The 25,707-nt window shown below is 72.4% G+C and carries 26 protein-coding genes; 12 read left to right on the forward strand and 14 right to left on the reverse strand.

The genetic code is table 11. The features are described 5' to 3' along the window. Window positions 1-2: 2 nt before the first annotated feature. Both GFH29_RS13650 and GFH29_RS13655 read right to left on the reverse strand, forming a co-directional pair. Window positions 3-1,400: a glycine--tRNA ligase gene (locus GFH29_RS13650; RefSeq protein WP_153324378.1), complete on the reverse strand. Its 1,398-nt coding sequence runs from the start codon at window positions 1,398-1,400 to the stop codon at window positions 3-5. A 62-nt stretch (window positions 1,401-1,462) separates the two neighbouring features. Beyond that, the gene (locus tag GFH29_RS13655) at window positions 1,463-1,783 is read right to left on the reverse strand and encodes an antibiotic biosynthesis monooxygenase family protein (protein ID WP_153324379.1); all 321 of its coding nucleotides are present in this window, start codon (window positions 1,781-1,783) and stop codon (window positions 1,463-1,465) included. Window positions 1,784-1,872: 89 nt separating this feature from the next. Here GFH29_RS13655 and GFH29_RS13660 point away from each other — a divergent pair, with 89 nt between their 5' ends. The 4 genes from GFH29_RS13660 to GFH29_RS13675 all read left to right on the forward strand — a co-directional run bounded on the left by GFH29_RS13660 (window position 1,873) and on the right by GFH29_RS13675 (window position 5,170). Then, on the forward strand, window positions 1,873-2,886 hold the full coding sequence (locus GFH29_RS13660; RefSeq protein WP_153324380.1) for a metal ABC transporter substrate-binding protein: 1,014 nt from the start codon (window positions 1,873-1,875) through the stop codon (window positions 2,884-2,886). Beyond that, window positions 2,877-3,695, forward strand: a complete 819-nt coding sequence (locus GFH29_RS13665; RefSeq protein WP_153324381.1) for a metal ABC transporter ATP-binding protein — start codon at window positions 2,877-2,879, stop codon at window positions 3,693-3,695. Before GFH29_RS13660 ends, GFH29_RS13665 begins: the two co-directional genes overlap by 10 nt. After that, complete coding sequence (locus tag GFH29_RS13670) at window positions 3,695-4,696, forward strand: metal ABC transporter permease (protein WP_228387902.1); 1,002 nt, start codon at window positions 3,695-3,697, stop codon at window positions 4,694-4,696. The genes GFH29_RS13665 and GFH29_RS13670 overlap by 1 nt, the downstream gene beginning before the upstream one ends. A 75-nt stretch (window positions 4,697-4,771) precedes the next feature. Continuing rightward, the gene (locus tag GFH29_RS13675) at window positions 4,772-5,170 is read left to right on the forward strand and encodes a Fur family transcriptional regulator (RefSeq protein WP_153324382.1); all 399 of its coding nucleotides are present in this window, start codon (window positions 4,772-4,774) and stop codon (window positions 5,168-5,170) included. A gap of 18 nt (window positions 5,171-5,188) precedes the next feature. Here GFH29_RS13675 and GFH29_RS13680 read toward each other — a convergent pair whose 3' ends face one another. The 4 genes from GFH29_RS13680 to leuA are packed head-to-tail and all read right to left on the reverse strand — an operon-like array spanning window position 5,189 to window position 9,465. Then, entirely contained in the window at window positions 5,189-5,980 is a 792-nt protein-coding gene (locus GFH29_RS13680) for an isoprenyl transferase (RefSeq protein ID WP_153324383.1), read from the reverse strand. 25 nt (window positions 5,981-6,005) lie between these two features. Continuing rightward, on the reverse strand, window positions 6,006-6,734 hold the full coding sequence (gene recO, locus GFH29_RS13685; protein WP_153324384.1) for a DNA repair protein RecO: 729 nt from the start codon (window positions 6,732-6,734) through the stop codon (window positions 6,006-6,008). Between the two features lie 30 nt (window positions 6,735-6,764). Continuing rightward, window positions 6,765-7,619: an alpha/beta fold hydrolase gene (locus GFH29_RS13690; protein ID WP_228387487.1), complete on the reverse strand. Its 855-nt coding sequence runs from the start codon at window positions 7,617-7,619 to the stop codon at window positions 6,765-6,767. A gap of 49 nt (window positions 7,620-7,668) precedes the next feature. Next, window positions 7,669-9,465, reverse strand: a complete 1,797-nt coding sequence (leuA, locus tag GFH29_RS13695; RefSeq protein ID WP_153324385.1) for a 2-isopropylmalate synthase — start codon at window positions 9,463-9,465, stop codon at window positions 7,669-7,671. Window positions 9,466-9,731: 266 nt separating this feature from the next. Between leuA and GFH29_RS13700 the strand changes: the two genes are divergently transcribed. The 3 genes from GFH29_RS13700 (at window position 9,732) to GFH29_RS13710 (ending at window position 11,307) form a co-directional block, all read left to right on the forward strand. Continuing rightward, on the forward strand, window positions 9,732-10,337 hold the full coding sequence (locus GFH29_RS13700; protein WP_153324386.1) for a response regulator transcription factor: 606 nt from the start codon (window positions 9,732-9,734) through the stop codon (window positions 10,335-10,337). A gap of 75 nt (window positions 10,338-10,412) precedes the next feature. Continuing rightward, window positions 10,413-10,583, forward strand: coding sequence for a hypothetical protein (locus tag GFH29_RS13705; protein WP_153324387.1), 171 nt, complete (start codon window positions 10,413-10,415; stop codon window positions 10,581-10,583). A 79-nt stretch (window positions 10,584-10,662) separates the two neighbouring features. After that, window positions 10,663-11,307: a methyltransferase gene (locus GFH29_RS13710; RefSeq protein WP_153324388.1), complete on the forward strand. Its 645-nt coding sequence runs from the start codon at window positions 10,663-10,665 to the stop codon at window positions 11,305-11,307. A gap of 150 nt (window positions 11,308-11,457) precedes the next feature. Here GFH29_RS13710 and GFH29_RS13715 read toward each other — a convergent pair whose 3' ends face one another. Both GFH29_RS13715 and GFH29_RS13720 read right to left on the reverse strand, forming a co-directional pair. Beyond that, window positions 11,458-11,670, reverse strand: a complete 213-nt coding sequence (locus tag GFH29_RS13715) for a CDGSH iron-sulfur domain-containing protein (RefSeq protein WP_153324389.1) — start codon at window positions 11,668-11,670, stop codon at window positions 11,458-11,460. Further along, window positions 11,667-12,620, reverse strand: a complete 954-nt coding sequence (locus GFH29_RS13720; protein WP_228387488.1) for an iron-containing redox enzyme family protein — start codon at window positions 12,618-12,620, stop codon at window positions 11,667-11,669. The genes GFH29_RS13715 and GFH29_RS13720 overlap by 4 nt, the downstream gene beginning before the upstream one ends. 155 nt (window positions 12,621-12,775) lie before the next feature. On the opposite strand from GFH29_RS13720, the gene GFH29_RS13725 reads away from it, so the two are divergent. From GFH29_RS13725 to GFH29_RS13735, 3 genes are all read left to right on the forward strand, one after another. Further along, window positions 12,776-15,064 (forward strand): catalase, encoded by a 2,289-nt coding sequence (locus GFH29_RS13725; protein ID WP_153324390.1) that lies wholly within the window; start codon window positions 12,776-12,778, stop codon window positions 15,062-15,064. A 186-nt stretch (window positions 15,065-15,250) separates the two neighbouring features. Further along, entirely contained in the window at window positions 15,251-16,345 is a 1,095-nt protein-coding gene (locus GFH29_RS13730; protein ID WP_153324391.1) for a YihY/virulence factor BrkB family protein, read from the forward strand. A 59-nt stretch (window positions 16,346-16,404) separates the two neighbouring features. Beyond that, window positions 16,405-17,907: an FAD-dependent oxidoreductase gene (locus GFH29_RS13735; protein ID WP_153324392.1), complete on the forward strand. Its 1,503-nt coding sequence runs from the start codon at window positions 16,405-16,407 to the stop codon at window positions 17,905-17,907. A gap of 160 nt (window positions 17,908-18,067) precedes the next feature. Here GFH29_RS13735 and GFH29_RS13740 read toward each other — a convergent pair whose 3' ends face one another. The 4 genes from GFH29_RS13740 to GFH29_RS13755 form a co-directional block, all read right to left on the reverse strand. Then, complete coding sequence (locus GFH29_RS13740) at window positions 18,068-18,616, reverse strand: sugar O-acetyltransferase (protein WP_153324393.1); 549 nt, start codon at window positions 18,614-18,616, stop codon at window positions 18,068-18,070. Window positions 18,617-18,681: 65 nt separating this feature from the next. After that, window positions 18,682-18,828, reverse strand: a complete 147-nt coding sequence (locus tag GFH29_RS13745) for a DUF1059 domain-containing protein (protein ID WP_153324394.1) — start codon at window positions 18,826-18,828, stop codon at window positions 18,682-18,684. 9 nt (window positions 18,829-18,837) lie between these two features. Then, window positions 18,838-19,632, reverse strand: a complete 795-nt coding sequence (locus tag GFH29_RS13750; protein ID WP_153324395.1) for a response regulator — start codon at window positions 19,630-19,632, stop codon at window positions 18,838-18,840. Then, window positions 19,629-21,569: a PAS domain S-box protein gene (locus GFH29_RS13755; RefSeq protein WP_153324396.1), complete on the reverse strand. Its 1,941-nt coding sequence runs from the start codon at window positions 21,567-21,569 to the stop codon at window positions 19,629-19,631. The genes GFH29_RS13750 and GFH29_RS13755 overlap by 4 nt, the downstream gene beginning before the upstream one ends. A gap of 120 nt (window positions 21,570-21,689) precedes the next feature. Here GFH29_RS13755 and GFH29_RS13760 point away from each other — a divergent pair, with 120 nt between their 5' ends. Both GFH29_RS13760 and GFH29_RS13765 read left to right on the forward strand, forming a co-directional pair. Next, the gene (locus GFH29_RS13760) at window positions 21,690-22,490 is read left to right on the forward strand and encodes a sigma-70 family RNA polymerase sigma factor (protein WP_153324397.1); all 801 of its coding nucleotides are present in this window, start codon (window positions 21,690-21,692) and stop codon (window positions 22,488-22,490) included. A gap of 148 nt (window positions 22,491-22,638) precedes the next feature. After that, window positions 22,639-23,127, forward strand: a complete 489-nt coding sequence (locus GFH29_RS13765) for a flavodoxin family protein (RefSeq protein ID WP_153324398.1) — start codon at window positions 22,639-22,641, stop codon at window positions 23,125-23,127. 37 nt (window positions 23,128-23,164) lie between these two features. Here the strand turns inward: GFH29_RS13765 and GFH29_RS13770 are convergent, their stop codons facing one another. Then, complete coding sequence (locus GFH29_RS13770) at window positions 23,165-23,512, reverse strand: STAS domain-containing protein (protein WP_153324399.1); 348 nt, start codon at window positions 23,510-23,512, stop codon at window positions 23,165-23,167. A 97-nt stretch (window positions 23,513-23,609) separates the two neighbouring features. Continuing rightward, window positions 23,610-25,571, reverse strand: coding sequence for a SpoIIE family protein phosphatase (locus tag GFH29_RS13775; protein WP_194288947.1), 1,962 nt, complete (start codon window positions 25,569-25,571; stop codon window positions 23,610-23,612). Between the last annotated feature and the right edge of the window lie 136 nt (window positions 25,572-25,707).

Here is a 25,707-nt window from a genome sequence, read left to right on the forward strand (position 1 = left end):
GCTCAGCAGCCGAGCAGGCGCTCGGCGAAGTAGCGGCTGATCCCGTCGAGGCTGATGCGCTCCTGCTCCATCGTGTCGCGCGAGCGCACCGTGACCGCGTTGTCCTCGAGGGTGTCGAAGTCGACGGTCACGCAGAACGGCGTGCCGATCTCGTCCTGGCGGCGGTAACGGCGACCGATCGCGCCGGAGTCGTCGAAGTCGACGTTCCAGTTGCGGCGCAGCTCGGCGGCCAGGTCCTTGGCCTTCGGGGACAGGTCGGCGTTGCGGCTCAGCGGCAGCACCGCCACCTTGACCGGCGCCAGGCGCGGGTCGAGGCGCAGCACCGTGCGCTTGTCGACGCCGCCCTTGGTGTTGGGGGCCTCGTCCTCGGTGTAGGCGTCGACCAGGAACGTCATCAGGCTGCGCGAGAGTCCGGCTGCCGGCTCGATGACGTACGGCGTGTAGCGCTCGTTGTTGGCCTGGTCGTAGTAGCTGAGGTCCTGGCCGGAGTGCTTCGCGTGGGTCGAGAGGTCGAAGTCGGTGCGGTTCGCGATGCCCTCGAGCTCGCCCCACTCCGAGCCGGCGAAGCGGAAGCGGTACTCGATGTCGACGGTGCCCTTGGAGTAGTGGGAGAGCTTCTCCTTCGGGTGCTCGAACAGGCGCAGGTTGTCGCGGTCGACGCCGAGGTCGACGTACCAGTTCAGGCGCTCGTTGATCCAGTACTGGTGCCACTCCTCGTCCTCGCCGGGCTTGACGAAGAACTCCATCTCCATCTGCTCGAACTCGCGGGTGCGGAAGATGAAGTTGCCCGGCGTGATCTCGTTGCGGAAGCTCTTGCCGGTCTGGGCGATGCCGAACGGCGGCTTCATGCGGCTGGAGGTCACCACGTTGGCGAAGTTGAGGAAGATGCCCTGGGCGGTCTCCGGGCGCAGGTAGTGCAGCCCGGAGCCGTCCTCGAGCACGCCGAGGTGGGTCTTGAGCATGCCGGAGAACTCGCGGGGCTCGGTCCAGGCGCCACGGGTGCCGCAGTTGGCGCAGGCGACGTCCTTGAGGTCGACGTCGTCGGGGTTCGCGATCCCCTTCTTCTCCGCGTAGGCCTCCTGGAGGTGGTCGGCGCGGAAGCGCTTGTGGCACGACTGGCACTCGGTCAGCGGATCGTTGAAGGTGTCGACGTGGCCGCTGGCCACCCAGGTCTCGCGCGGCAGGATGATCGAGGAGTCGAGGCCGACGACGTCGTCGCGCGAGGTGACCATCGACTTCCACCACTGGCGCTTGATGTTCTCCTTCAGCTCCACGCCCAGCGGGCCGTAGTCCCAGGCGGAGCGGGTGCCGCCGTAGATCTCGCCACACGGGTAGACGAACCCCCGGCGCTTGGCGAGAGAGACGACGTGGTCGACGGCGGATGCGGGCGGCTTGGCCACTTCGAGGAGCTCCTGTTCGCGGCCGGCTGGCTGCCGACCGAAGTTGGGCGTGCGAGAAGGGATCAGCCTAGCGAGCGCGAGCGCGCCTCGTTGAGCGCGGCCCCGGGCTCCACGACCTCGTAGGCACCGGGCTCGTCCAGGGCACGGCCGAGCACCGGGACCGCCCGCAGCTTCACGTCGTACGACGACAGCGCCCGGCGATAGGCGCCGGGCCCCTCCCAGGTGGTGGTCAGCACCCACAGGGCGGGGTCGTCCACGTTGCGGCCGACGGCCCCGGACACGAAGCCGGGACGCTCGGCGAGCGCGGCGCGCGCGTCCTCGAGGGCGACGCGGAACGCGTCCTGCTCCGACGGCGCGATCCGGAAACGGTTGACGACCAGCACGCCTCGACCCTAGTGGGCGTGCGAGACGTGGGGACCGACACGTCACCCACCTTTTGACAACGATTCTCACCTGTTTGAGAATCGTTCTCATGAGTTCTGCGTCCCGTCGTCTCCGCACGCCCGCCCTCGCCGTGCTGGCCCTCGCCACGACGGTGACGCTGGCCGGGTGCAGCGCGCTCAGCGACGACGCGGGCGCGCAGGACGACGGCGACGGCAAGGTCAGCGTGGCCGCGGGCTTCTACCCCCTGCAGTACGTCGCGGAGCGGGTCGGCGGCGACCTGGTCGAGGTCGAGGCCGCCTCCGCACCCGGCAAGGACCCGCACGACGCCGAGCTCACCGTCCAGGAGACCGCGACGATCGCCTCCGCCGACCTGGTCGTGCTGCTGGAGGGCTTCCAGCCGGCCGTGGACGAGGCGACCGAGCAGAACGGCACCGGCGAGGTGCTGGACGCCGCCGACGTCGTCGAGCTGCTGCCCGCCGAGGAGGGCGACCACGACCACGGCTCCGACGAGGACGACCACGATCACGCGGACGACCACGCGGGTGACCATGCGGATGACCACGCCGGCCACGACCACGGCGACGACGACCCGCACTTCTGGCTGGATCCGCTGCGGATGGCCGAGCTCGGCGTCGCCATGGCCGACGCACTCAGCGAGGTCGACCCCGACCACGCCGACGAGTACGCCGCGAACGCCGCCCGGCTGAGCACCGACCTCGAGGAGCTCGACGAGGAGTTCCGCACGGGCCTGGCGCAGTGCGAGCTCGACACGGTCGTGGTCGCCCATGATGCCTTCGGCTACCTCGAGGACCGCTACGGGCTGCACTTCGACCCGGTCGCAGGGCTGACCCCCGACGCCGAGCCGACCCCCGCGGACCTGCAGGAGCTGCAGGAGCTGATCCGCGAGGAGGGCATCACCACGGTCTTCTCCGAGCGCCTCGCCTCGCAGCAGTTCACCGGCGCACTCGCCGACGACCTCGGGCTGAAGACCGCGGTGCTCGACCCACTCGAGGGGCTGAGCGACGAGACCGCCGACGAGGACTACCTCTCGCTGATGCGCGCCAACCTCGCCGCCCTGCAGGAGGCCAACTCATGCAGGTGAGACCGATCCACCTCACCGGCGGCTCGGTGGCCATCGCCGGACGCCCCATCCTGCGGGGCATCGACCTCGCGGTCTCCGCCGGCGAGTTCGTCGCGCTGATGGGCGCCAACGGCTCCGGCAAGTCGACCCTGGTGCGGGCCCTGACCGGGCTGCGTCCCCTCGGCCACGGCGAGCTGCGCCTGTTCGGCACCCCCTTCGCGCAGTTCCACGACTGGCAGCGCATCGGGTTCGTCCCGCAGCGCCCGGGCGCCGCCGCCGGCGTCCCGGCCTCGGTGTGGGAGGTCGTCGCCGCCGGCCGGCTCACCCGGCGTCGGCTGCTGCGCCCCATGTCGCGCGCGGACCGCGACGCGGTGCAGGAGGCCCTCGAGGTCGTCGGCCTCGCCGACCGGGCCCGCGACGGGGTCTCGACCCTGTCCGGCGGACAGCAGCAGCGGGTGCTGATCGCCCGTGCGCTGGCCGGGCAGCCGGACCTGTTCTTCCTCGACGAGCCGACCGCCGGCGTCGACCTGGCCAACCAGCGCGCCCTGGCCGCCTCCCTCGGCGAGCTCAAGGCGCGGGGCGCGACGGTCGTACTGGTGGCCCATGAGCTCGGCCCCCTGGCCCCGCTGGTGGATCGCTCGGTGGTCATGCGCGACGGCCGGATCGTCTACGACGGCCCGCCACTGGGTGACCACGCGGGCCCCGCCGACCTCGACCTCCTGCACGGGCACCACCACGCCCATGACCCTCACGACGCGCCCCCGCACCGTGACCACGCGCCCCACGTCGCGGCTCCCCTCGACGGCGGTACGACGAAGGACCACCCGTGATCGAGCTGCTCGGACTCCCCTTCATGCAGCGTGCCCTGCTGGCCGCGCTGTTCACCGGTCTCGCCGCGCCCGCGATCGGGACCTACCTCGTGCAGCGCCGCCTCTCCCTGATGGGCGACGGCATCGGTCACGTCGCGGTCACCGGCGTCGCGCTCGGCCTGCTCACCGGGACCTCCCCCACCTGGACGGCCGTCGTCGTCGCGGTGCTCGGCGCGGTGCTGATCGAGGTGATCCGCGAGCGCGGCCACACCAACGGCGACGTCGCCCTGGCCCTGCTCTTCTACGGCGGCCTCGCCGGCGGCGTGCTGATCGCCGGGCTCGGCGGGCTGAGCCAGTCCCGGCTCAACCAGTACCTCTTCGGCTCGATCACCACGATCTCGGCCGGCGACGTCGTGGTGACGATGGTGCTGGCGGCCGCGGTCGTGATCTTGTGCGTGGGCCTGTCCCCGCAGCTGTTCGCGGTGGCCCAGGACCAGGAGTTCGCGCGCGTGGCCGGCCTGCAGGTGCGCTTCTACAACGTGCTCGTCGCGGTGCTCGCCGCCGTCACCGTCACCGTCGCGATGCGCACCGTCGGGCTGCTGCTGGTCTCGGCGCTCATGGTGGTGCCGGTGGCCACCGCCCAGCAGGTGACCCGATCGTTCCGTACGACGCTCGCCGCGGCGATGGCGCTGGGCATGATCGCCTCGGTCGGCGGGCTGCTGCTCTCGGCCTGGGCGTCGTTCCACGCGACGGTCGCCCCCGGTCCCACGATCGTGCTGCTCGCGCTGGCCTGCTTCTTGATCACCTGGCCGGTCGGGGTCTGGCTGCGTCACCGAGCCCGGCTGCGCCGCCCGTTCCCCACCGAGGCGGAGCCCGACCACGAGGTCTGTGTGGAGGAGCACGCCGAGCACCGGCACGGTCCCGAGTGCGGCCACGTCGCGGTGCCCCACGGCGACCACGTCGACTACGTGCACGATGGCCACCGCCACGCCCCGCACGGCGAGCACTACGACGAGCACTGAGCGCGCCGTACGACGACCCCAGCGCGACCCAGCACGAGCAGCCCGACCCATCCCAGCAGACCGGAGGCACCGGCCATGACCCCTCTCGAGAGCAGCCCCCTGCGGCCCACCCGCCAGCGCATCGCGGTCGTCGAGGCGATGGCGTCGGTCGACGACTTCCGCTCGGCCAAGGAGATCCACGAGCTGCTCGGCAAGCGGGGCGACCCGGTCGGCCTGGCGACCGTCTACCGCACGCTCCAACGCCTGGCCGAGGCCGGCGAGCTCGACGTGCTGCGCACGGAGGACGGCGAGGCGCTCTACCGGCGCTGCTCCGACAGCCACCACCACCACCTGGTGTGCCGCGCGTGCGGGCTCACCGTGGAGGTCGAGGGCCCGGCGGTGGAGCGCTGGACCCACACGATCGCCGCCGAGCACGCCTTCTCCGACGTCAGCCACTCCCTGGAGATCTTCGGGACCTGCTCCTCCTGCGCGTGAGCGCCCCGGCGGGGTGGGTCAGCTCCCCGCGCCCACGTCGTTCGGCCGGGCGCCGCCGTACCTGCGATCGCGCTGGGCATAGGTCTCCACGGCCGCCCAGAGGTGGCGCCGGTCGACGTCGGGCCACAGCACGTCGGTGAACACGAACTCGCTGTAGGCGGCCTGCCAGAGCATGAAGTTGGACAGCCGCTGCTCCCCCGAGGTGCGCCAGACCAGGTCGGCGTCGGGCAGCTCGGGCACGTAGAGGTGACGGGCGAAGACCTTCTCGTCGACCTTGTCGGGGTTGAGCCGGCCGGCCGCGACCTCGCGCGCGATCGAGCGCGCCGCGTCGGCCACCTCGGCACGCCCGCCGTAGTTGACGCACATCGTCAAGGTGAGCACGTCGTTGCCGGCGGTCAGCTCCTCGGCGACCTGGAGCTCCTTGATCACCGACTTCCACAGCCGCGGGGCGCGCCCCGCCCAGCGCACCCGCACGCCGAGCTCGTGCATCTCGTCGCGTCGGCGGCGGATGACGTCGCGGTTGAAGCCCATCAGGAACCGCACCTCGTCGGGCGAGCGCGACCAGTTCTCGGTCGAGAAGGCGTAGGCGGAGATCGCCTTCACCCCCACCTCGATCGCGCCCTCGACGACGTCGAAGAGCGAGCTCTCGCCCTGCTCGTGGCCGCGGGTGCGCGGCAGGCCGCGCTCCTTGGCCCAGCGCCCGTTGCCGTCCATCACGATGGCGACGTGCTCGGGGACGAACTCCCGCGGGATCGCGGGAGGGGTGGCTCCGGAGGGGTGCGGGGTCGGTCGGCGGACGGCTCGCTTCACCCCCGGAGAGTACTAGCGAGGGTGCTCAGCGCTCGACGTAGGCCAGCGACCGGAGGCCACGCTCGAGATGCCAGGAGAGGTACGCCGCGACCAGCGAGCTGGCCTCCTTGAGGTGGCGCGGCTGCGCGGCCTCGACGACCGGCCAGTCCCCGGCGAGCAGTGCCCCGAGCACCTCGATGGTCTCCGGCGCCGGCGAGGCCGATCCCGGGAGCCGGCAGGTGCTGCACAGCACCCCGCCCATCGAGGGGTTGAACCAGCGGTGCGGGCCCTCCAGCCCGCAGCGCGAGCAGTGCTCGAAGGAGGGGGCGTAGCCCGCCACCGCGAGCGAGCGCAGCAGGTAGGAGTCCAGCACCTGCCCGGCGGCGCGCTGGCCCGAGGCCATCGCCCGCAGTCCGCCGACGAGCAGCAGGAACTGCTGCACCGAGGGCTGGCGCTCCTCCGCCGCGAGCCGCTCGGCGGTCTCCAGCATCGCGGTGCCGGCGGTGTAGCGGTCGTAGTCCAGTCCCAGGCCGGCGTGGAACGGCGTGAGGGTCTCGGCCTGGGTGATCGTGTCGAGGTTGCGGCCCTCGGCGAGCTGGAGGTCGACGTGGGTGAACGGCTCCAGACGCGAGCCGAACCGCGAGGTGGTGCGACGCACGCCCTTGGCGACAGCACGCACCCGCCCGTGGTGGCGGGTCAGCAGAGTGATGATGCGATCGGCCTCACCCAGCTTGTGGGTGCGCAGGACGATCGCCTCGTCGCGGTAGAGCGGCACCCCACCATTGTCTCCCAGCCACCCAGCCGGTCAGCCCCCGGCACGCCGCCGGGCCGGGCGCTGCCAGGCACGCAGGGCCAGCGCCACCGCCGCCTCGTCCAGCCGCCGCGGGGTCGCGCGCCACTCCCACGGGGTGCGCGCCAGCAGCAGTGTCGCGTCGGGCAGCTCCTCGGCCAGCAGCTCGGCGTCGGCCGCGCGGTGCAGCAGGTCGCCGCGATGGCCCACGACGAGGGCCGGGACGGTGATCGCGCGTCGCTGCGCGGCCGGCGGGGCGAGCGCGCCGAAGAGCAACCCGTGCATCATCGCCGCGACCGCGTCCGCGCGCTGGTCGAGCGCGTCGAGGCCGATGCCGGCCCAGAACGGCACGAGCCCGCGCGGCACCGGTCGGGTCAGGCGGCGCACGCCGGCGACGGCCCAGGGCAGGTGGCGCGCCACCACCAGCAGCTGACCGGCCGCGAGCAGCCCGACCTCCATCGAGCTGTGCAGGACCGGGGCCTCCAGCAGCAGGCCGCGCACCCGGTCGGGGGCGCGCGCGGCGACCTCGAGGGCGACGTTGGCGCCCAGCGAGGTGCCGCCGACGACGGCCTGATCGGCGCCGACGTGGTCGAGCAGCGCCAGCACCTGCGCGGCCCAGGCGCTCGGCGCGTGGACCTGCGGGTCCGCGGGCCGGTCGGAGCGCCCGTGGCCGAGCGGGTCGAGGGTGAGCACGTGCAGCCCCTGCACGGCGAGGGTGCGGGCGAGACGCTGGTGCATGCGCCGCGGGACCAGCGGCGCCGGGAGCAGCACCACCCAGGCCGGGCCCGCGCCGTACTCGGTGTATTCGAGGCGGTCGCGGTTGCCGGCGTGCTCGACGAAGAGCTGCCCGATGCGCTCCGAGACCATCATGGCGGCAATCTAGCCGTCGGCGCCCCGTCCGGGGCGCCGACGGGCTCGATCAGGCGGCGCGGTTGACGGCGCTGATGACGGCCTTCAGCGAGGCGGTGACGATGTTGGCGTCGACGCCGACGCCCCACAGCACCTTGTCACCCACGGCGCACTCCACGTACGCCGCGGCGAGGGCGTCGCCCCCGGCGGACAGCGCGTGCTCGGCGTAGTCGAGCACCCGGACGTCGCCGCGCTCGGCGTACGCCGGGTTGCCGGCGGCCTGCTCCTCGGCGACGAGCGCGTTGAGGGCCTCGACGAACGCCGCGATCGGGCCGTTGCCGGAGCCGGCGAGCGTGCGCAGCTCGCCGTCGACGTGCACGTTGACGGTGAGGGCGTCCTTCTCCCCGGCGGCCGAGGAGGTGTGCACCGAGTCCAGTGCCAGCGGGGTCACGCGGTCGAGGTACTCGGCGCGGAAGATGTCCCAGATCGCGTCCGGGGTCATCTCGCCGCCCTCGGCGTCGGCGCGGCCCTGCACGACGCGGCTGAACTCGATCTGCGCGCGACGCGGCAGGTCCAGCTTGTGCTCGGCCTTCAAGACGTAGGCGACGCCGCCCTTGCCGGACTGGCTGTTGACCCGGATGACCGCCTCGTAGGTGCGCCCGACGTCCTTGGGGTCGATCGGGAGGTACGGGGCCTCCCACTCGATGTCGCGCACGGAGATGCCGCGCTCGGCGGCGCGCCGCTCGAGGTCCTCCAGGCCCTTCTTGATCGCGTCCTGGTGGGAGCCGGAGAACGCCGTGTAGACCAGGTCGCCGGCGTACGGGTGGCGCGGGTGCACCGGCAGCTGGGTGCAGTACTCGACCGTGCGGCGCACCTCGTCGATGCCGCCCTCGATGGCGAAGTTGATCTGCGGGTCGATGCCCTGGCTGAACAGGTTCATGCCCAGCGTCACCAGGTCGACGTTGCCGGTGCGCTCGCCGTGGCCGAACAGGCAGCCCTCGACGCGGTCGGCGCCGGCCATCAGGCCCAGCTCGGTGGCGGCGACGGCGGTGCCCCGGTCGTTGTGCGGGTGCAGGCTGATCGCGCTGACCTCGCGGCGGGTCAGCCCGCGCGAGAAGTACTCGATCTGGTCGGCATAGGTGTTCGGCGTCGACATCTCGACGGTGGCCGGCAGGTTGAGGATGATCTCGCGGCCCGGCTCGGGCTGCCAGACGTCCGAGACCGCCTCGCAGACCTCGAGGGCGAAGTCGGTGTCGGACTGGGTGAAGATCTCCGGGGAGTACTGGTAGCCGAACTCCTCGAAGGCCGCGCCGAGGTGCTGCTCGGCGTACTTGATCACCAGCTCGGTGCCGTGGGTGGCGATCTGCTTGCACTCGGACGGGGTGACACCGAAGACGACGCGCTGGAACAGCGGCGCCGTGGCGTTGTACATGTGCACGGTGGCGCGGGGCGCGCCCACCAGGGACTGCACGGTGCGCTCGATCAGGTCCTCGCGGGCCTGGGTGAGCACCGAGATCCGCACGTCGCCGGGGATCCGGTCCTCCTCGACCAGCTGGCGCACGAAGTCGAAGTCGGTCTGGCTCGCGCTCGGGAACCCGACCTCGATCTCCTTGTAGCCCATCTTCACCAGCAGGTCGAACATGGTGAGCTTGCGGGCCGGCGTCATCGGGTCGATCAGCGCCTGGTTGCCGTCGCGCAGGTCGGTGGAGAGCCACCGCGGCGCGTGGGTGATCTTGCGCGTGGGCCAGGTGCGGTCCGGGACGTCGACGGGTACGAACGGGCGGTACCGGTCGACCGGCATCCCGCTGGGCGCCTGGAAGTTGGTGGTGTTGCTCAGGGCAACGGGCTGCTGCTCAGGGATGCTCATGTGAAGGTGTCCTCGCTGGGTGGTCAGTGACGCCGGGGCAGCACGCACTCCGCAACGAGGGGTCCGGCCTTCAGACCTCGCTGCGGCAGCGAAGAAGGAGCTGGCGCGTCATGACGGCCTCACTGTAGCGGAGTGCGGCGCCGTCGGCGTGAGGCATCCGTCACCTGGTGGTCCGGAGCCCGGGTTCGCGAGGTGACGGCAGTTTCACCCCTGGAGGTGATGCTCGTCGGGGCGTCCAGACGTTCCCGGCCGACTAGTTTTCCGGTATGCCCCCCGCTGAACCCGCCGGGCTCCCCCGGCCGGCGCTACGACTCGGCGTACTGGACGAGACCGAGCTCGTCGTCACCGGCCTCGACGGCATGCTCCGCCCCCACCGGGGACGCGTCGAGCTGTCAGTGCTGGAGGCCCCCGAGTCCACCGCCGGGCTCGACGTCGTGCTCTGCGACCCCTTTCGGGGCGGCGGGGACCCGCACGACCACGTCGCCCGGGTCGCCGCCCTCGGGCCGGCCCGCGTGCTCGTCTACACCTGGAACACCCGGGCCGCGAACACCCGCACGTTCGTGGCGGCCGGCGCCCACGCCGTCCTCGACAAGGCGGTGCCGGCCACCGAGCTCATCTCGGTGGTCGAGGCCGTGGGCCGCGGCGAGCCGGTGCTGTCCGCGCCCCCGACGGGGACGATCCCGCTGAGCCTGCGCGAGTCCGAGGTGCTGACGCTGCTGTGCCGCGGTCAGTCGAACCAGGAGATCGCCGATGCCCTCTATGTCTCGATCAACTCGGTGAAGACCTACGTGCGCCAGATCTACCGCAAGCTCGGCGTGACCCGGCGCACCCAGGCCGTGGCCTGGGCGAACCGGCACGGGCACCCCTGCTGAGCTCGGGCGCCGTGTCGGTGACGGGCGCGCGGGGTACCTGCGACAGGGTCACAGTCCCCTGCCGGAAGGTTCCTGGTGAAGGTCAACAGCAAGATCGGTGTCATCTGGGCGGCCGTCGTGTTCGTGGTGATCGGTCTGGTCCTCGTCCTCGTGGCCACCCTCAACGGTGGCGACGACAACGACCAGGAGAAGCAGCCGGCGAGCATCGGCGTCGTCGCGCCGGCGGTCGACGCGGGATCCGTGTGACGGACCTCTCGGTGCGACTGGCAGACTCCGGTTCCGACCCGGGCCGACGCGAGATGGCCCCCGGAACTGGAGCGCTGCCATGACCGATGACGTGAGCCTGGCCCCCACTGAGGAGGTCACGGACTTCGGCGAGCTGCGCATCCGCTTCGACGAGCGGGTGCTGCGGCCGCGAGCGTGGACCACCGAGCAGTCGGCGTGGGGCGCAGAGCTGCTCCAGCACGGGCCTGATGGGCCGGTGCTCGAGCTGTGCACGGGCGCCGGCCAGATCGGGCTGCTCACACTGGCGCGCGCGCCTCGCCCCCTGATCGCCGTCGACCTCAACCCGGTCGCGTGCGACTTCGCGCGACGCAACGCCGCCGACGCCGGACTGGGCGACCTGGTCGAGGTGCGCGAGGGGCCGGTCGATGGCGTCCTGCGCCCCGAGGAGCGCTTCGCGCTGGTGCAGGCAGACCCCCCGTGGGTACGCCGTACCGACACCGACCGCTACCCCGAGGACCCGGTGCTGGCGATCGACGGCGGGGACGACGGGCTCGCCCTGGCGCGCACCTGTGCCGCCACCGCAGCCGCGCACCTCCTCGACGGCGGGTCGCTGCTGCTCCAGCTCGGCACGTCCGAGCAGGCCGCCACCCTGGACGCAGCGCTCGAGCCCGACTCCGGGCTCGACCTGGTCGAGGTCCGTGAGTTCGAGCGCGGCGTGGTCGCCCACTTCCTGCGCACCCGCTGAGGGAACCGGCCGCGGCGCCGCCGGCGTCGCGGCCGGCTGACTGCACGTAACCGCGCAACTGCTGGGAAAAGCACCCGCGCCGGCCCCTGGCCGGTGCTTATCCGCGCAATTGCGCAGTTATGACCGGGCCAGGGGCTCAGGCCCCGCGGGTCACGGCCGCAGCTTGGGCGGCAGCACCTTGTGGGTGCCGTCGCACCACGGCTGGACCGAGGACTTGCCGCAGCGGCACACCGCCGAGACCGGACGGTGGGTGCGGTGCACCTCGCCGTCGGCGTCCTCGACGAGGTGGTCGCCGCGCAGCAGCAGCGGGCCGCCGGGGCAGAGCACGACGTCCGGGCGGCCGGGCTCCGTCGGCGCGCTCATGCCGCCGGCTCCCACAGGCCCAGCACGTGCGTGGCGAAACGGTCCTCGAGGTCGAGGCAGGTGAAGGCGCCGAAGAACACGTCGGGAGCCAGGGCGGGCTCCTGCTCGGCCAGCACCCCGCAGATCTCGCGGGCCGCCAGCTGCTCGTGCACGGCATCGGCCTCGACGTGCTCGGTGTAGTACGCCGCCAGCTCGGGCGCCAGCCCGAGACGGTCCAGGCCCTGCGCCATCTTGCGCGAGGGCAGCGAACTGGTCGCCTCGAAGGCGGCGAGGTGGCCCAGCGCGGCACCGCGCAGCCGTCGGCTCAGCCCGAACAGGCTCATCGCGTTGTTCTGCTCCAGCGCCTCCAGCGGCGCCTCGTCGACATAGGCGCCGTACTCCGAGCGCAGGCCGACGGCGTCCATGCCGCGCTCCCACAGCCGGTGGTGCAGGCGCTCGGGGTCGCCGTTGCCGTACTCGTCGAACTGCAGCTCCATCAGCGCGGCCTTCGGCTTCGCGCCCAGGCGCGGCACCACCCAGGCGGTGGGGTCGGCCTCCTTGAGGTGATACACCGAGCGCCACCGCAGCAGGTCGAGGACCTGATCGGCGTCCGCCGTGGTCTGCACCGCGCGCGCCAGCGACGGCCCGTCGTGGCCCTCGATGTAGTCGAACAGCTCGGTGCCGATCTCCGCGGCCGTACGACCGGCCATGACGTACGGCTCCCAGCGCTCGCGCAGGCGGCGCTCGAGGTCCGCGGCCAGCCGGTGCCGCACGGTCAGCAGCGCCGGGTGCCACTCCAGCTCGTCGTCCACGTCGTCGAAGCCGCGGTAGTGCAGCTCGAACAGCGCCCACAGCGCGATCGCGGCGTCCTCCGCGGACTCCGGGGCCTCCTCGACGACCCGCGGGTCGCCGGAACGCATCGTCTCGAACAGGGCGGCGCTCAGGGCGCCGCGAGCCTTCGGCGTCAGCACCGGCCGGCCTCGCCGGCGCGGGTGTCCGCGCACGTCAACGTCTTGTCCATCCTCTGGTGGTACCCGACCGGAGCGATCGGTACTCCGGGTGTTCGCCGGCGCCAAGAGGGGTACTCCGGGTGACCCCAGAACCGCCACGATCGAAGCGAGGACCGATGGATCCCAAGCAGACTGCGAAGGCCGCCAAGGACAAGATCGAGGAGGCTGCCGACGCCGTCGTGGACAAGGCCGCCGCCATGATGGGTCCGACCGTGCCCGGAGCGCCCGGCCCGGTGCCCGCCCCCATGGACGAGCCGACCACCCCGAAGGAGCCGCTGCCGCCCAAGCCCGACCAGGGCGCGCCCGCGACCGGTACGGCGACCGGCGCCCAGACCGGCGCGCCGCCCACCGCGCGTGCGCAGCAGTCGGCGTACCTGACCAACTCCACCGGCACCCGCCTGCGCGACACCGACCACTCGCTGAAGGCCGGCGAGCGCGGCCCGACGCTCCTGCAGGACCACCACCTGCGCGAGAAGGTCACGCACTTCGACCACGAGCGCATCCCCGAGCGCGTCGTGCACGCCCGCGGTGCCGGCGCCCACGGTGTCTTCGAGGGCTACGGATCGGCCGAGTCGGTAACGATGGCCGGACTCTTCGCCAAGGGCAAGGAGACCCCCGTCTTCGTGCGCTTCTCGACGGTCCTCGGCTCGCGCGGCTCCTCCGACACGGTGCGCGACACCCGCGGGTTCGCCACGAAGTTCTACACCGACGAGGGCAACTTCGACCTGGTCGCGAACAACATCCCGGTCTTCTTCATCCAGGACGGCATCAAGTTCCCCGACGTCATCCACGCCGCCAAGCCGCACCCCGACCGTGAGATCCCGCAGGCGCAGAGCGCCCACGACACCTTCTGGGACTTCGTGTCGCTGCACACCGAGGCCCAGCACCACACGATGTGGAACATGTCCGACCGGGGCATCCCGCGCTCCTACCGGATGATGGAGGGCTTCGGCGTCCACACGTTCCGTCTGGTCAATGCCGAGGGCAAGTCGTCCCTGGCGAAGTTCCACTGGAAGCCCAAGCTCGGTGTGCACTCCCTGACCTGGGAGGAGGCCCAGCTGATCAACGGCATCGACCCCGACTTCCACCGTCGTGACCTCTACGACGCCATCGAGGCAGGGGCGTTCCCCGAGTGGGAGCTCGGCATCCAGGTCTTCCCCGACGAGCCCGACCAGATGTTCGCCGGCATCGACCTGCTCGACCCGACCAAGATCGTGCCGGAGGAGCTCGCGCCGGTGCAGCCGATCGGCAAGCTGACGCTCAACGCGAACCCGACGAACTTCTTCGCCGAGGTCGAGCAGATCGCCTACCACGTCGGCCACCTGGTGCCCGGCATCGACGTCACCGACGACCCGCTGCTGCAGACGCGACTGTTCTCCTACGTCGACACCCAGCTGTCCCGGCTCGGCGGGCCGAACTACAACCAGATCCCGATCAACCGCCCGCACGTGCCGACCAACGACATGTTCCGCGACGGCTTCCACCAGCACGCCGTGCACAGCGGCGTGGCGCCGTACAAGCCGAACTCGCTGGACGGCGGCTGCCCGTTCGCGGCCGGCGCCGACCTGACCGACGAGCAGACGCGGGCCTTCGTCGAGGTTGCCGCCAAGGTCGCCGAGGCGACCAAGGTGCGCGACCTCCCGGCGTCCTTCGACGACCACTACAGCCAGACGCGCCAGTTCTGGCTGAGCATGACCCCGGTCGAGAAGGAGCACATCATCCGGGCCTACACCTTCGAGCTCGGCAAGTGCTACGAGCAGACGGTCAAGGAGCGCCAGCTGCAGTGCCTGGCCAACATCGACCCGGTGCTGTGCCAGGAGGTGGCCACCGGGCTGGGCCTGCCCGCGCCCGAGCCGACGATCCCCCTGGTGGACCTCGACCCGAGCCCGGCACTGTCGCAGATCAAGGGCCCCTTCCCGCCCGACGGCCGGATGGTCGGCATCGTGGTCGACCCCGACGGTGACCTCTCCGGCGTCGACGCGCTGCGGCGCACGATCCACGACGCCGGCATGGTGGCGCTGCTCATCGGCCCGCACGGCGGCACCATCGACGGAATGCCGGTGCAGCGGACGTTCGCGACCGGCCGCTCCGTGGAGCTCGACGTGCTGCTGCTCGCCGGCAGCCCCGTCCCGGCGCCCGACGCGCTCGCGAACCGCGACGCGAAGGCGGGTGCCCCGGGGGCCGCGGGCGTGGACCCCCGGGTCTCGCTGATGATCCAGGAGTGCTACCGCCACGCGAAGGTGATCGGCGCCTGGGGCGACGGCGTCACCGCCCTCACCGCCGCCGGCGTCTCCGACGACGACGCGGGCGTCATCAGCGGTGACTCTGCGGCCGCGGTCTTCGGCCTGGTCCAGGAGGAGATGGGCTTCCACCGCGTGTGGAACCGCTTCGCCACGACGGTGTGAGCCTGCACCGCCCCGCACGACCGTGCGCCTGAGCGCACGCACGACCGCTCGCTGAGCGGCAGCACACCCAGTGGTGCCCACGCAGAGATCTGCGTGGGCACCACTGGCGTCCACGCACCTTCGCGGTTCCGTGCCCCCTGGGGCTCATGGCGCATGACACCCGCCGCGTCCGGGCACCCCTCGCGCATGAGCACGACTGCGGATCCCGCTCGCCCCTCCCCCGACCACGACCCCGAAGACGGCGGCAAGGTCGACTCCCCCACCGACCTGCACAAGCGGTCCTGGATCTACGTCCTGCGCAAGGTGCAGCGCGAGTTCAGCAAGGACCAGTGCACCGACCTCGCCGCCGCACTGACCTACTACGCCGTCCTCGCGATGTTCCCGGCCGCGATCGCCCTCACCTCGATCCTCGGCCTCGTCGGCCAGGGCACCGAGGCGGTCGACGAGGTCCTGAAGATCCTGCGCGACCTCGGCGCCGACGGCGCGGTCGACACGATCGGCCCGACGCTGAAGGAGCTCAGCCGCTCCCAGGGCGCGGGCCTCGCCCTGGTCCTCGGTCTCGCCGGCGCCCTCTGGTCGGCGAGCGGGTACGTCGGCGCGTTCGGCCGGGCGATGAACCGCATGTATGAGATCGACGAGGGCCGCCCGATCTGGAAGCTGCGCCCGGTCATGCTTGTGGTGACCGCGGTCGTGGTGGTCCTGGCCGCCATCGTCCTGCTGGCCCTGGTGCTCACCGGCCCGGTCGCCGAGACCGTCGGCGACGCGGTCGGCCTCGGCTCGACAGCCGTGCTGGTCTGGCAGATCGCCAAGTGGCCCTTCGTCCTGGGCGCGGTCGTGGTGATCGTGGCCCTGCTGTACTACGCCACCCCCAACGTCAAGCAGCCGAAGTTCCGTTGGGTCAGCGTCGGGGCCGTGCTCGCGATCCTGACCTGGATCCTGCTGTCGGCGGCGTTCGGCTTCTACGTCGCGAACTTCTCCTCCTACAGCAAGACCTACGGCGCGCTGGCCGGCGTCATCGTGTTCCTTCTGTGGCTGTGGCTCACCAACATCGCCCTCCTCTTCGGCGCCGAGCTCGACGCTGAGCTCGAGCGGGGCCGCGAGCTCCAGTCCGGGATCGAGGCCGAGCGGACCATCCAGCTGCCGCCGCGCGACACCCGCAACATCGAGAAGAACCAGGAGAAGGAGGCCGCGGACATCGAGCGCGGCCGCGCCCTGCGCGAGCAGGCCCAGCGCAGCGAGCAGTCCGCGCCGGCCACCCACGCCGAGCACACCCCGGACTGACCGGTCGACCACCCGACCACCCGACCGTCCCGACGCAGGTCTCGACGAAGGAGAAGCACGTGGCCCTCACCTCGATCTGGCAGGACCGCAACCCGCGACCCGTGAGCGCGGCCACCGATCCGCCGGTGCTCGACGGCGAGCACGACGTGGTCGTGATCGGAGGGGGCCTCACCGGCGTGACGACCGCGCTGCTCCTCGCCCGGGCCGGGCGCTCGGTCCTGCTCGTGGAGGCCGAGCGGCTCGGCGCCGTCACCACCGGGCGCAGCACGGCGAAGGTGAGCCTGCTCCAGGGCACCCAGTACTCCCGCATCGCCCACCGCCACGCAGAGTCGGTGCTGCGCGACTATGCGGAGGCCAACCGTGAGGCCCAGGCCTGGCTGGTGCGTTTCTGCCAGGACCACGGCGTACCCGTGCAGACCCGTCCGGCGTACACCTACGCCCACGGCGCCCGCGGCGAGCAGTCGCTCCGCGCGGAGCTCCAGGCCACCCGGCGCGCCGGGCTGGAGACCGAGTGGGTCGAGGAGGTGCCGCTCCCCTACCGCACCCGCGGCGCCGTCCGGCTCGCCGACCAGGCACAGGTCGACCCGTGCGAGCTGCTCGACGCGCTGGCCGCGCAGGCCGTCGCCCACGGCGTCCGCATCGTCGAGGGCGTGCGGGTGCGTCGGGTCACCGGTGGCGCCCCGGTGCGGGTGGTCTCCGACCACGGCACCGCCTCCGCGGACCGCGTCGTGGTCGCCACCAACATGCCGATCCTGGACCGCGGCGCCTTCTTCGCCCGGATGCACCCGAGCCGGTCCTACGGCCTCGCGCTGCGCACCCCAGGTCCGGCGGTCGACGGCATGTACCTCTCGGCGGACTCCCCGTCACGCTCGCTGCGTGACGCCCCCGGCTCGGACGGCGGCGCCGTGCTGCTGGTCGGGGGCAACGGGCACAAGGTCGGCGGCCCGGTCTCCGAGCAGCGCCAGATCGACGGGTTGCGAGAGTGGACGGCGCAGTGGTTCCCCGAGGCTGAGGAGACCCATGCCTGGTCGGCGCAGGACTATGTCCCTCACCACGCCCTGCCGTTCGCCGGCCCGATCCTGCCGCGCAGCGAGGAGATCCTCGTCGCGGGCGGCTACTCGAAGTGGGGCATGACCAACGGCGTCGCCGCCGCACTGGCGCTCTCCGGTCGGATCCTGGGCGGCCACATGGTCTGGGCCGGCATCCTCGAGCCGTGGCGCTTCCGGGAGGTCACCGGCCTGCTGGACTCCGCGCGGATCAATGGCGAGGTCGGCCTCGAGATGGCCGGAGGCTGGCTGCGGCCGGCCCTGCACCCGGGAACCGGTACCGCGCCGTCGGAGGGCGAGGGCGTCGTTCGCCTGGACCGCCCGGGCGCACCGAGCGCGGTCTCGATGGTCGACGGCACCGAACGCCGGGTCTCCGCGGTGTGCAGCCACCTCAAGGGGATCGTCCGGTGGAACGATGCGGAGAAGAGCTGGGACTGCCCCCTGCACGGGTCGCGCTTCGGCCCGGACGGCGAGGTGCTCGAGGGACCGGCCACCTGCGGACTCGGGCGGCGCTGAGCGGAGCCTCACCCGGACGGAGGGTTCTGCGGCCGCGGAGTTTAATCAGACCTCCCCCGGGGCACAAGTACATCAGTCACACGCTCGCCCCCGCCGGACTCACGCAGCTCCGACGGGGGCGTCGTGTTCTCCGGACGCGTTCCGCCCCGGGCGCCGCCACTCAGTCGATCGAGCGCACGACACGCGCCGGGTTGCCGACAGCCACCACCCGAGCGGGCAGGTCACGGGTGACCACCGCCCCGGCACCGACGACCGTGTCCGCCCCGATGGTGACCCCCGGGCAGACCACGACCCCGCCGCCGAGCCAGACGTTGTCGCCGATCACGATCGGCAGGGCGGCCTCCCACTTCGCCCGGCGCAGATCCGGGTCGACCGGGTGCGTGGGCGTGAGCAGCTGCACGTTCGGCCCGATCATCACGTCCGCGCCGATGGTGATCGGGGCGACGTCGAGGGCCATCAGGCCGAAGTTCGCAAACGTGCGCGGCCCGACGGTGACCCGGGTGCCGTAGTCGACGTGCAGCGGCGGGCGCAGCTCGACCTCCTCGCCGATCGATCCGAGCAGCTGCTCCAGCAGCCGCCGGCGCAGCGGACGCTGCCGGCTCGTCGTCGCGTTGTACGCCGCCACCAGGTCATGCGCCCGGTCGGCCTCCTCGGCGAGCTCGGGGTCGTCGGCGATGTAGAGGTCGCCGGCGACCATCCGTTCCCGCATCGAGCGCGGGTCCTCGCCCCTCGGGAGGCCGGTGGGGTCCACCGCAGGTCCCGAGCGATCCGCGCTCACGTGGCGATGAACAGGATCTGCTCGCGGTCGTAGTCCATCCCCGGATGCGCCGCCGCGAGATGCTCCTGGGTGCGCGCGACGAGCTCGTCCTCGTCGGCGCCGGTCACCGTCGTGCCGCACGGGCAGGTCAGTCGTGTCTTCATGCGGGGACCCTACGGCGCGAGGTGCCCCGCTGTCTCGCGTGCCAGCTCCGCCCAAACGACCTTGCCGTCGTCGGAGCGGTCGATCCCCCACGAGGCGGACATGGCGGCGACCAGCAGCATGCCGCGGCCGCCCTCGCGGGTGGCGCTGTGCGGCTGGGGCTCCGGCGTGCCGCGCCCACCGTCGCCGACCTCGATGCGCACCGTGGTCGGGTTCAGCCGGAGGCGGACGCAGAAGGAGGACTGGGCGTGGTTGAGCGCATTGGTGGCCAGCTCGGAGACCACGAGGCAGGCCTCGTCGTGGAGGTGCTCGAGGTCCCAGGTGGCCAGCGTGCTGCGCACCAGCGACCGCGCCTCGCGCACGCTGGAGAGATCCTGGGGCAGGTCCACCTCCGCCGTCGCCGACGGCGAGGCCGGCGTGGGTCGAGCGGCGGCCACCAGGAGGTCGACGAGGTAGTCGACGTCCTCGTTCTTCACGACGTAGCCCGCGGTGTGCTGCTCATACCACGCGGCGTCGGCCGCGTGCGGGTCCGCACCCGAGAACACCACGACCTGCACGTCCGGCGCCGCCTCGCGGGCCTGGGTGAGCACCGCACGCCCCGCCAGGTCGGGGAGTCCGAGGTCGAGGACCACGACGTCGGGCTGCAGCCGGCGTACCAGGGCGACCGCCTCCTCGCCGCTGCCGGTCTCCGCGAGGACCTCGAAGCCACCGCGGAGCCGCAGCGCGAGACGCACCACCCGGCGCGTGTCGACGGCGTCGTCGACCAGAACGACCCGGATCGGTGTGTCCGGTCGGTCAGTGCTCATCGTGCCGCTCCCTCGGCCGACCCGGCAGTCACCGCGTCGTAGCGGGGCAGCTCGAGCACGAACGCGCCGTCCTCGCTGCGATAGCTCGCCTCGCCACCGTGCGCGCGGGCGAGCTCGCGCACGATGTGCAGACCCAGGCCGGTCCCCTTCGCCGAGCCAGTGGCGAACCGGCCGAACAGGCGCGGCACCATCTCGGGGTCCACGCCGTCACCGGCGTCGGTGACCGCGATCTCGACGGTCGCGAGGCGGGGGGTGACCTGCACCCGCACCGGTGCGCGGCCATGGCGCAGCGCATTGGTGACGAGGTTGTCCATGGCCTGCGTCAGCCTTCCCGGATCGGCGAGAACAACGGCGTCCTCGCCTTCGAGGACCACCTCGGCCTGAGGATCCCGCTTCGCGCGTCCCGCCGCAAGTCCCTTGAGATGACGCAGCACCTCCACCCGCTGCGGTCGCAGGTCGAGGGAGTGGGCCTGGGCGCGCGAGACCGTCAGCAGGTCGGTGAGCAGGCGGTCCAGCTGGGCGGCGCCGTCGACCATGCCCTGCAGCAGCGCGCCCCGCTCGTCGTCGAGCAGCTCGGCCCAGTGGCGCTGCAACATGTCCGCCGACATCCCCATGGTGCCGAGCGGGCCGCGCAGCTCGTGCGCGGTGACGGCGAGGAAACGGGCCTGCTCGTCGGCCACCTTCTTCAGCCGCTCGTTGGCCTCCGCGAGAGCGCGTGCCGAGCGCTCCTGGTTCTCCAAGAAGGCGTGCCGCTCGGTGACGTCCCGGGTCACCTTGGCGAAGCCGACCAGCCGGCCGGTCTCGTCGTGCACCGCGGTGATCGTGACCTGGGCCCAGAAGCGGCTGCCGTCCTTGCGCACCCGCCAGCCCTCCTCCTCGTAGCGCCCGTCCCGGACGGCGAGCTCCAGCTCGCGTTCGGGGTGCCCGGAGCGCTGGACCTCGGGCGGATAGAACACCCGGAAGTGCTGCCCGACGATCTCCTCGGCGGTGTAGCCCTTGGTGCGCGCGGCGCCAGCGTTCCAGCTGTCGATGTGGCCGTCGGGGTCCAGCATGAAGATCGCGTAGTCCTGCACCGTCTCGACCAGGAGGCGGAAGCGCTGCTCGCTGCTGCGCAGCGCCTCGTCCGCCTCGCGCTGGCGGGTCATGTCCTGCACCTGCACGAGCACGTAGAGCGGACGGTTCCGCGCGTCGCGCACCGGGGTGAGGGTGGCCTGCAGGCGCCGCGAGGGGGTGCAGGCGAGGCCGTGACCGAGCTCGACGACGTCCTCGCCACCCTCCACCACGCGACCCAGCGCGCGCTCGAGGCCGCGGTCGCCGAGGTCGGTCAGGTCGGCATAGGGCAGGCCCACGAGCACGGACGGGTCCCGGTCCAGGAGGTGGGAGAGGCTGGCGTTGGCGCGCACGATCCGCCCGGAGAGCGTGAGCGTGGCCATGCCGATCGCGGCGTCGTCGAAGACCTCCCGGAAGCGCTCGACGTGTTGTTCGAGGAGCGGCTCCACGTGCGGGTGCTCCGGACGCTCGACACCCGCTGCGCCCGCCGCACCGCGTCGCAGCACCGCCGTCAGCTCGGCGGGCAGCGTGTCGAGGCTCGAGCACTTCTGCAGGTACGCCGCGGCGCCCAGGTCGAGGGCGCGGTCGGCCAGGCCCTGTTCCTCGAAGCCGGAGAACATCACGACCACGGTGGCGGGCGAGGCGTCCCGGACCAACGGCAGCGCCTCGAGCCCGTCCATGCCCGGCATCGAGACGTCCATCAGCAGCAGGTCGGGAGCGTGCACCCGGACCAGCTCGACCGCCTCGGCGCCGCTGGCCCCCTCCCCGACGACCTCCAGCTGGTCGGAGACCCGCAGGCGGGCACGGACCAGCGCGCGCAGCTCCGCCGCGTCGTCGACGACCACGACCGTCGGTCGCGGGGGCGCGGCGGAGGGCGCAGTCAGCATGGCGTGAAAGGTACCCGCTGGCGGACCCGAGCCACCCTCCCCCGACGAGGGGAGATCCATCACGTTCGAAACCGGGTTGGTTGGAGTTTCAACTCGGTTCGGCGGGGATAGGAACTCTTCATGAGTACCGGAGCGATGCACCGACAGGCGCCGGACCACGTCCGGCGCGAACGAACCGCCACCCTCCTCGCCCAGGCCGCCGAGTGCGGCCCCGGGGAGCGTGAGGAGCTGCTGAACGAGGTCGTCGTTCTCAACATCCAGGTCGCCCACGCCGTGGCGCGACGCTTCCGCAACCGCGGGGTCCCCCTGGAGGACCTCGAGCAGGTCGCCTGCTGCGCGCTGGTGCGCGCCGCCGCGAAGTTCGACGTCTCCCAGGACCGCGACTTCCTCTCCTACGCGGTGCCCACCATGAGCGGTGAGCTGAAGCGCTACTTCCGCGACCACGGCTGGACCGTGCGGCCGCCGCGCCGCATCCAGGAGATCCACTCCAAGGTGATCGCCATGCACCGCTCGGGCATGGAGGACGGGCGTCCCGCCACCGCCGACGACATCGCCGCGGCGCTGGACATCCCCGTGACCGACGTGCGGGAGGCACTGGAGACCCAGGGCTGCTTCCAGCCGGCGTCGCTGGACTACACCCTGCACGAGGACGGCGACATGACCGTCGGCGACCTGCTCAGCAGCGACGACGAGAGCGAGCGCGAGGCCCTCGAGGCACGGGTGATGCTCCAGCCGGTCGTGCGCCGCCTGTCCGAGCGCGACCGCCGGATCCTGCACCTGCGCTTCGCCGAGGACTGCACCCAGGCCCAGATCGGCGAGGAGCTCGGCGTCACCCAGATGCAGGTCTCCCGCCTGCTCAGCCGCATCCTCGACGGCCTGCGCGAGGACCTCGCCGTCGACGAGCTGGCCCAGGGGCGCTGAGCGCCCTCCCGCCCCCTACCCCGCACCGCGCGCGCAGCGCCGGCCCTCTCCGGGCCGGCGCTGCGGTCGTCTCTGGACCTACCTCTGGGGCCTGTCTCGGGGGCCCGTCTGTGCGCGCCCGCGGCCTCCACGCCACTAGCCTCAGGGCATGCCGCGCCTGCTGGTCGTCCACCACGCCCCGACCCCGTCGGTCCGTCGCCTCGCGGACGCGGTGATCGCGGGCTCACGCGACGAGGCGATCACCGGGGTCGAGGTGATCGTGCGCCCGGCGCTCACGGCCAGCGCGCAGGACGTGCTCGACGCCGACGGCTACCTGCTCGGCACGCCCGCCAACTTCGGCTACATGTCGGGGGCGCTCAAGCACTTCTTCGACTCGACCTTCCACCGCGTCGGCGGGGCCCTCGGCGAGGACGGCTCGGCGGCCGAAGCGGGCCCGGGGCGCCGGCCCTACGGCCTGTGGGTGCACGGGCGCTACGACACGACCGGCGCGGTGCGGTCCGTGGAGACGATCGTGGGCGCCCTGCCGTGGGTCCGCTCGGCGCCTGTTCTCGAGGTGCTGGGCGAGATCACCGAGGAGCACCTCGAGGCGGCGTACGACCTCGGAGGCACGATCGCCGCCCTGCTCAGCCCGGCCTGAGGGCCGAGGAGAGGGCGGCGAGCGGTTCGGACAGGGGTCAGGCCACCACGAAGGGGCCGGACGGCGAGGAGTCGTCGCCGTCGAGAGAGGTGAGGTAGGGCAGGGCGCAGACGAGCAGCACCCGCTGGGCGATGGTGCCGGGCTCGGCAACGAGGGTCAGGGTGGTGCCGTTCTGCTCCGCCGAGCGCAGTGCGGTGACGAGCACACTCACCGCGACGCTCGGGAGGTAGTCCGCGTCGCTGAGATCGATGCGCAGGGGGGTCGTGTAGTCCTCGGTGTGCTCTCGGATCGCGTTGCGCAGTGCGATCACGGCGTACTCGTCCACCGAGCCGCTCACGGTCAGCACGCCGGGGGTCTTGGTTACCGAGAAGGGCCGTTCTTCCATGCCTTGACCCTAGGGGGTCCTGGGCGCGAAAGTCACCCGGGGGCCTCATCCTCTCGGGCGAAATTCAGCCGTTTCGCGCTGGATGGCCCACCACCTCTCAGCCCGCAGGATCTTCTCCTCTCTGCCGCTGGTCCGCGCCGGCGTCCGTGACGTAGGGCAGGCGCACCAGGTCCAGGACGTGCTGGGCCGGTGAGCCCATGGGCGCGACCAGTCGGACCCGCCCGCTGTCCCCGTCGTCGGCGGGCGCGAGCACCTCGAAGAGCGTCTGCACGCCTGCGCTGGCGAGCAGCGTCACGCCGGACAGGTCGATCCAGACCTCGCGGGTCCCACCGCGGGTGGCATGCGCGAGACGACGCCGGAACTCGTCGATGGAGCGCTGGTCCACGGCGCCGCGCAGCACGACGTGGTCCTCGGCGGCCTCCATGACCATCGGCTCGTGTCCCCGGTGCTGGCCGGGGGCAGCCGAGGAGGTCAGCAGGCCGGCTTCGGTGCTGGGCCAGTAGCGCAGCCACACGGTCGTGCCCTGCTCGTCATGGCTGACGTGCAGCTCGTCGGCGAAACCGCGGGCCATCGCCAGTCCGCGCCCGCGGCCGCCCTCGGCGCCGGGCACGCGCCACTGCCCGTGGTCCCGCACGCTGATCTCGATCGTGCCGCCGGGCTGCAGCACGCCGCGCACGATCACGAGTGCCTCGGCGCGACTCACGTCCGGCTGGTAGGCGTGCTCGACCGCGTTGCTGACCAACTCACCCACGGCGTGCTGGAGCGCGAGCTCGTCGAGCTGGCCCACCCGCACGGCGGCGAGCCACTCCGAGAGGCTGTGCCGCACCACCCGCAGCGTGTCGGGGAAGGCCGGCAGCACCAGCTCGAGGGGCTTCGGGACCTCGACCACCTGCGCCGCCAGCAGCGTGACGTCGTCCTCCATGCCGCCGCTGCGGGTGAGGTCCTCCGCCGTACGCCGGGCCACCCGCTCGGCCAGGGTCACCCCCTCCGTCGCCGGATCCTCGGTGACCACGCTGTGGACCAGCTGGGCGAGGTCCAAGGTGTTCTGGCTCGTGGAACGCCCCGGGCGCTCGACGAGCCCGTCGCTGTAGAGCAGGACCAGGTCGCCCTCGGCGAGTGGGTGCTCCTGGAGCACGAACGGCCAGCCGGCGCCGAGCGGCGCGGCGCCCGATCCCGGCAGGTAGGTGGTCTCCCCCGAGGCGGAGGCGACGAGCGGCGGCGGGTGACCGGCGGTGCAGTAGTGGAGCGTGCGGCGATCGGCGCTCACGACGGCCACGCAGAGAGTGGCCGAGCGCGCTGCGGCCACTCGGCGCGCCCGCCGGTCCAGCACCTCGAGCGCGGCGACGACATCGCCGTCGAGGCGGACCCGCTCCTCGAAGAGGGTGCGCAGCTCGCCCATCACCACGGCGGCCTGCACCCCGTGGCCGACCACGTCTCCGACGACCATGACGGTGCAGCCGTCGGGCAGGGCCAGCACGTCGAACCAGTCTCCGCCGGCGGAGGCGCCGTCCTCGGCCAGCAGGTAGCGCGCCGCGAGGGACAGGCCCGGCACGATCGGCAGCCCGTCAGGCAGCAACGCGTCCTGCAAGGTGACCAGGACGGCCGTGGCTGCCTCGGTGCGCCCCTGCGCCTCCTTGGAACGCGCTGCGGCGGCCGAGGCGGCGCGGCGATGGGCAGCCTCGGTGCGGTCGTCGCCCTGGGCGATGACGCCGCGGACACGCCCGTCCTCATCGAGCCAGGGGCTGAGCACACAACGGTAGAAGGCATCCGTCGTCGCGCCGGGCACACGCCACTCCTCGGCGACGAAGGGCACCCCGCTGGCGACGACCTCGCGGGCCCGCGCCACGATCGGCTCGCCCGCCGGTCCCGGGAACACGTCGGCGGCCGGCCGGCCACGCAGGTCGCCGAACGCCGCCCGGGAACCGGCGTTCATCGCGGTCACCACCAGGTCGGGGCCCTCCGCGACCGCCAACAACCCGGGGGCGTGCTCGAACGCCGCGAGTGCTGCCTCGGACGGACCGTCGTGTGCCACGTTGTTGACCTCTCCGTGGTGGTTCATGGGTGGACGTGCGTCTCGCCGGCCGTTGCTCCAGGAGCGGGCCGTCGCCGCGACCCGCGCCCCGACGGCGCACCCCGGTTGCCGGGCCGTCGTGGCTGTGTCGCTGCGAGCATGATCCCCCTCGGCCGTCAGGTCG

Origin of the sequence: Nocardioides sp. dk884, assembly GCF_009557055.1 — a bacterium.
Classification (GTDB): Bacteria; Actinomycetota; Actinomycetes; order Propionibacteriales; family Nocardioidaceae; genus Nocardioides.